This window comes from Photorhabdus hainanensis, assembly GCF_018448965.1.
GTDB classification, from domain to species: Bacteria; Pseudomonadota; Gammaproteobacteria; order Enterobacterales; family Enterobacteriaceae; genus Photorhabdus; species Photorhabdus akhurstii.
Window position 1 is genome coordinate 1 of record NZ_RCWD01000166.1, and the last position, 212, is coordinate 212.

Genomic DNA, 212 nt, shown 5'->3' on the forward strand with positions numbered 1-212 from the left:
TATCGCTTCATATCAGCTTACCGACGCTTTTCGCAGATTAGCGCGTCCTTCATCGCCTCTGACTGCCTAGGCATCCACCGTGTACGCTTATTCGCTTAACCTCACAACCCGAAAAAGTCTCGGATTGCTCAGCTTGAGAGACTCCCCAATAATACCTTGTCGATATTACTGAGTGTTTCAATTTTTCAGCTTGTTCCAGATTGTTAAAGAGC

General features: G+C 45.8%; 1 rRNA gene. It reads right to left on the reverse strand.

Annotation, left to right across the window (positions count from 1 at the left end):
- Window positions 1-101 (reverse strand): 23S ribosomal RNA (locus EAE92_RS25655); the annotation flags it as partial.
- Window positions 102-212: the final 111 nt, after the last annotated feature.